The 5144-nt window shown below is 70.3% G+C and carries 2 protein-coding genes; both read left to right on the top strand.

Annotation, left to right across the window (positions count from 1 at the left end):
- Positions 1–91 precede the first annotated feature (91 nt).
- Positions 92–1357, top strand: coding sequence for a hypothetical protein (locus tag U9977_RS22125; protein ID WP_322751205.1), 1266 nt, complete (start codon positions 92–94; stop codon positions 1355–1357).
- On the top strand, positions 1345–5144 hold a 3800-nt coding region (locus tag U9977_RS22120; protein WP_322751204.1), incomplete at its 3' end, for a DEAD/DEAH box helicase. The genes U9977_RS22125 and U9977_RS22120, both read left to right, overlap by 13 nt.

Below are 5144 nucleotides of genomic sequence, written 5' to 3'. Positions count from 1 at the left end.
GCTTGTCGATTCCCTTGACCACGACGGTTCGGGCTCGGTGCCGGGGCAGCGGTATGCCGGATCATGGGACCGGCGACCTCACAAAGCGCGGGTGATCGACGTTGACCTCGCCCTGCTCGCGGAGTGGCAACGACTCAGAGGTGAGACGAGCGCACCTGTTGAGCGTACCGCGCTCCTGTATCCGGTGACGCTGCTTGAGCAGGGCGCTATTGCCGCCCTCTCCAAAGCGGATCGGCGTCTTGGTTCGGTGGGCCTCCAGATAAGTGCTGGATATCATGAAAAGGTTGCCAAGGATCGCGGTATTATCCGGTTGAATCCGCATTCCGTCGCATGTATGGGTGACTTGATTATTCAGGGTCCGCATCTTGGTGTGGCGACACCTTTCTGTAAGACTCCCCGGGTGCCGTGTAACAGCAACAGTGACTGGGATGTCCTGGATCTCGCGGGGCTCACCGCCACGGCGATACCGCGGACCAACTACGCGCGTGCGTGCGAACCTGAGCGCTATGATACCGCCAAGGATCAATGGGATGGAAAACTGTACACCGAATACTATCGTCTCGCCTGGCGGCGCATGATCCCATTCAATACCGAGCGTTCCCTTTTTGCGGCGCTGATTCCGCCTGGGCCGGCTCATGTAGATGCCGTGCATTCGCTTGCATTAGCTGACGATCGATCTACGGTTCTTGCTGCTGGTTTCTGGGCAGCGCTTCCATTGGATTATCTATTGAGGGCTTCCGGGCGCTCGGATCTTCGTGTTGCGGACATGAACATCATGCCGGCGGCGGATCCGGGGCATCCGTTGGCGTCGGCGTTGTTGCTGCGGACGTTGCGGCTCAACTGCCTGACGAACGCGTATTCGGACCTGTGGGCGGAACTGCATGACCCTGTCTGGGCAGACGGCGAAGGCTGGGTGGTCGGCTGGCCTCGCCTGGCACCACTGGCCGAGGTCGGTCCGGCCTGGGAGTGGGCGACGCCACTGCGGACCGAGTACGAGCGGCGGGCCGCGCTCGTCGAGATCGACGCCCTGGTCTCGGTGTGGCTCGGCATTGAGGCCGAGGAGCTGGTGGCGATCTACCGCTCGCGTTACCCGATCCTCGCCGACCGGGAGGCGGAGATGTACTTCGACGCCGCCGGCCGGCGGCTGGCCGCCGACTCGTACGCCTTCGGGTTTGGGCAGGTGAAGGAGCATTACGTCCAGCTGATGGCGCATCTGGAGGATCCGGAGCGGGTCGCGCCGCCGGAGGGGTATTCGCCGCCGTTCTACCAGGCGGACCGGGAAGCGGAGATGCGCCAAGCCCATGCGGTGTTCAGCGCCCGGTTGCAGGCGGCGAAGGACGCGGGGTGGACGCCGTGAGACCGACGCTTGCCGCCGAGGGCCTGCGGGCGAACCTCACCCAGTATCTGACCACCACGTTCGCGCTCGCCGACGCGGGCGAACGTGAGGCGCTCGCGACGTTCCTCAACCATCCCGAGCATGGCATCTTTCGCGGCCCCTACCTGCGGATCCGTACGCCGTTCCGGCCGGCGGCCGACGGCTGGCGCCGCCATCTGGAGTGGGTGCCGGCGAACTTCACCCCGTACGAGCATCAGGCCAAGGCGTTCGAGCGGCTGAGTACGTTGCACGGCCCGGCCCGCCCGACGATGGTGACCACCGGTACCGGCTCGGGCAAGACCGAGTCGTTCCTGATTCCCGTCCTCGACCATTGTCAGCGGGCGCGGCGGGCGGGCCGTATCGGGGTCAAGGCGCTGCTGCTGTACCCGATGAACGCCCTGGCCACCGACCAGACGCTGCGCATCAACGGTTATCTGGAGCAGGCCGGGCTCGCCGATGTGACCGCCGGCCTGTACATCGGTGATGTTCCCGAGGTCAGCTACACCCGGGTGATGACCAAGCGGTCGGAGATGCGCCGCACCCCGCCGGACATCCTCGTCACCAACTACAAGATGCTCGACCTGCTGCTGCAACGCGCCGACGATCTGTCGTTGTGGGATGGCGCCGACCTCGCCTACGTCGTCCTGGACGAGTTCCACACCTATGACGGCGCTCAGGGCACCGACGTCGCGATGCTGCTGCGGCGTCTGGCCGCGGCGACCGGCAAGGCCGAGCCCGGCCGTCCGCTCGGCACGATCTGCCCGGTGGCGACATCGGCGACCCTGGGGGAGGGCAGCGGCACCGCCGGGGGAGCGGGTATCCGCGAGGTCGCCGGCCAGGTCTTCGGGGTGCCCTTCGAGGAGGAGGCGCTGGTCGGGGAGGCCCGCCGGAGTACCAGCGAGATCATCGGGAAGCTCGACTACGGTCTGCCCGTGCCCGACCCGGCGGAACTCGCGGCCATCGCAGACCCGGGCCGGGACCCGTCCGCGATGGGACGGATCGCGCTGGCTGTGCTCGGCGACGACAACATCGACCCCCGCCATCTCGGGGAGAAGCTGCGCGGCCACATCCTGACCGCGGCCGTGCTGGAGATCATCGGTGACCAGCCGACGACCGCCGGCGAGATCCTCGAACTGTTGCCGCGCCGGGGTGCCTACAGCTGGGGCGCGGCGCTGGCGACCGGGTCGGACCTGGCCGCGGCTGCGCTCGCCCGGTTCGTCGCGCTGCTGTCGAGCGCCCGGGTCTCCGACAAGCCCGACGATCCCGATGAGCGCGACTCTGCGCTGCGGCCGCTGGTCAGCGTGGAGACGCACCTGTGGGTACGGGCCGTGTCCCGGTTGCTGCGCGGCGTCGGGACGGCGCCCACGTTCGGCTGGGACGGCGAACCGCTGCGCGACCCCGACCCGGAAGCCTCCGACGCGGACGCGGTGGTCACCGACCGGCGCCAGGCGCGGCTCCCGGCGATCCACTGCCGGCACTGCGGCCGGTCCGGCTGGGCGGCCATCTCACCCGAACGCGATCCCGCCGAGCTCATCACCGACCCGGACAAGATCTACCGTGCCGGTGTCGGCGCGGACAAGCGCCAGGTCCGGGCATTGATCGCCGCCACCGCGAGCGAGATCGCGAACCCGAGTCGGGGCCTGCTGGTCCTGGAGGCGGCGGGCAGCCGGGTCCGGCCGTTCGACCCGGCGCGGGACGCACCCGGGCCCGACGCACCCGCGCCGGGCACCCCCGCGTCCGGCGACCGTGGCACGACCCGCATCCGTGACGGCGTCGCCGTCCTCGGTGATCTTTCGGATGTCAGTGGAGCGCAGGCCGACCGCTGCCCGGCCTGCGGCCTGGACCAGGGCATCCGCTACCTGGGTGCCGGGCTCGCCACGCTCGCCTCGGTCGCGGTCACCCAGCTGTTCACCGGCGGTGAGCTCACCGGCCGGGAACGCCGGACGCTGCTGTTCAACGACTCGGTGCAGGACGCCGCGCACCGTGCCGGGTTCGTCGCCAACCGGTCGTACACGTTCTCGTTGCGCTCGCTGCTCGTCGGCCAGCTGCGCCCCGGTGTGCCGGTGGCGCTCAACGACCTGCTCGCCGATCTGATCGCCGCCGCCACCGACCCCGCGGCCGACCCCGGGACGCTGGCCGCGATCGTCCCGCCGGACCTGCACGACCAGCCCGGGATCGACGGGCTGCTCGCCGGTGAGCATGCCGGCGGCGCGGAGGTCTGGCAGCTGATCGCCGACCGGCTCGCCTTCGCTGCGATCATGGAGTTCGGATTACGGTCCCGACAGGGCCGCACCCTGGAGCTGACCCGCACCGCCGCCGCCGAGGTCATCCTCGACGAACCGGAGAAGATCGCCGCGCTGTGCCGGGACGTGTTCCTGCACGGGCCGGTCACCACCGGCGCGCCCGCGGACGAGGCGACCTACCTGGCGTTCGTCCGCGGCGTGGGAGAGCGGCTGCGGATCCGCGGCGCGATCCGCCACCGCTGGCTCGACGGCTACCTCGGCCAGGCCGGGGCCCGCTGGCAGGTGTGGGGCGGGCGGCCCAGCGGTATGCCCGCGTTCCCCCGCGGGGTGTCCGCGCCGGCGTTCTTGGCGTCCGCGCCGAAGCGCCGCAGCGAATTCGACGTCCTGACCGCCCGCGGCGGCTGGTACCAGGACTGGGCGGTCCGCTGCCTGGAGCTGTCCCGGGAGCACGCCACCGACTACCTGACCCGGCTCCTACCCGTCCTCGCCGACGCCGGGCTGTTGGCGCGGCGGGTCGCCGACGACGCCACCACCGTCGTCTACGGGCTGCAACCCGGCCACATCCGGGTGACCCGGCTTGATGCCGGCGAGGTGGCTGCCGCCGGAGTCCGCTGCGACTCGTGCGCGTGGACGCAGACCGTGCCCCCGGCGCGGGTGGCCGACTGGGTCGGGCAGCGCTGCGGGCGGTACCGCTGCCCCGGCCGGCTCACCGCGGGCGCTCCCGCCAGCGCTCTCGCCGGCGCTTCGGATGATGACGTTTCCACCGACTACTACCGGCGGCTGTACACCGAGGGCGGAATCTTTCGGGTCGTCACCGGTGAGCACACCGGCATGCTGACCCGTCCCCAGCGGGAGAAGGTCGAAAAGCAGTTCCGGGACGGCAGCCGGTACACCGACCCGAACGTGCTGTCGTGCACCCCCACCCTGGAACTGGGTATCGACATCGGCGACCTGTCGGCGGTGGTGCTGGCGTCGCTGCCGACAGGGCCCGCCAACTACGTGCAGCGCGCGGGCCGCGCGGGGCGGCGCAGCGGCAACGCGTTCGTGCTGACGTTGCTGGGCCGCCGCGAACGCGACCGCTACTACCTCACCGACCCACGGGAGATGATCGCGGGGGAGATCGTTCCGCCGGGGTGTTACCTGTCCGCCGTGGAGATCCTGCGCCGCCAGTATGTAGCGCACCTGGTGGATCTGACCGCCCGCGGCCGGTTCCCCGGCGTCCTGGCGTTGCCACGGTGGGCGTCGGCGCTGTTCGGCCCGTCCGGCTGGCTCGCCGCCTTCACCGAAGCCGCTCTCGCGGCTGGTGACACGCAGGTCACGGAGTTCCTCAGCCTGTTCGGCCCAAGCGGTTCTCCTACCGGGGTCAGCGCCGCCGCCGCCGCGGAACTGCGTGACTACGCAACCGGCGGGCTGGGCCACGCCGTGCGGGCGGTGGAGGCCGAGTGGGACGGGCGCCTGGCCGACCTGCGCTACCGGCTCGACGCGATCGAGCAGGCCGCGGCGTTGCTGATCACCTCCGACCCCGA

This window comes from Protofrankia sp. Cas8, from assembly GCF_963555845.1.
GTDB lineage: Bacteria > Actinomycetota > Actinomycetes > Frankiales > Frankiaceae > Protofrankia.
This window is presented reverse-complemented; position numbering and strand designations above follow the sequence as displayed.